The following is a 981-nucleotide window of genomic DNA, read 5'->3' as shown; positions in this document are numbered from 1 at the left end:
ATTGCAGGTGAAAAAAGATAAAGTGAAGGTGATGACACCGGGTAATGGGGCAAAATGGATGGAAAAGCAAGACGTGTCAGTCTATCAAAATGAAAATCAAATACCGGCTCCAACCGGTAAGGACATCGTTGAATCAGGAAAAGGTTTTTTGGGGCTACCTTATCTATGGGCTGGAATGTCCGGTTTTGGATTTGACTGTTCTGGATTTACGTATACGATGTATCATGCTAATGGAATAACGATCCCACGGGACTCTTCCATTCAGGCCCAGCATGGCAAAAAGGTTGAACAAGAAAATCTTCAGCCAGGTGACTTACTATTTTTTGCCCATGATAAAGGGAAAGGAAAGGTCCATCATGTCGGAATGTATATTGGTGACGGCAAAATGATCCATTCGCCTAACAGCTCAACACATGTAAGGATTGATGAAATAAAAACATCGGGATACGGAGAGGAATATGCCGGAGCAAGAAGATATATCGATTGATGCTTAACAAGCTTAAGAGCCCAGTGCTCTTAAGCTTTTTTCATATGTAAATAGATCTTTACTCAGTCTATCGAATGACAAAACGATGCTCCGATGAAATTAAAAAAGAATAGTTTTATAACCTGGATGTTCCGGATGCCTATAGAGTGTTTAGTTAATATTAAATGAGACTAAATTATCCATATTTCGCTTTTAAAACCTTAATTCACTATTTCCTCAGTACCGATGAGGAAAAATATGGTATAATTATTTACGGATATTTCTCAATATTATAAAAGTAAGGGGTTGCCAATGATGATCACTTTTCCAAAACCTGATGTTGAGCAATTTTTACGAACGTTTTCCATTGCTGATTTTGCTGTAAGTCCAGATGAAAAACATCTGGTTTTCAGTACCAATTTGAGCGGCAAATATAATTTATGGGGAATGGATTTGCCAAACTCCTTTCCTTATCCGCTTACATCCATCGATCAAAGCTGCCAAGGGCTTATATA

At 38.0% G+C, this 981-nt stretch carries 1 protein-coding gene and 1 pseudogene; both read left to right on the top strand.

Features of this window, described 5'->3' with window-relative positions:
* Positions 1 to 487, top strand: a 487-nt coding sequence (locus AC1DVB_RS27545) for a C40 family peptidase (RefSeq protein ID WP_477592012.1), incomplete at its 5' end; no start/stop codon positions are given.
* A gap of 294 nt (positions 488 to 781) precedes the next feature.
* A pseudogene (locus AC1DVB_RS27540) lies at positions 782 to 981 on the top strand (S9 family peptidase); the annotation flags it as partial.

The organism is Peribacillus sp. P4_D6 (assembly GCF_056401795.1).
This window is presented reverse-complemented; position numbering and strand designations above follow the sequence as displayed.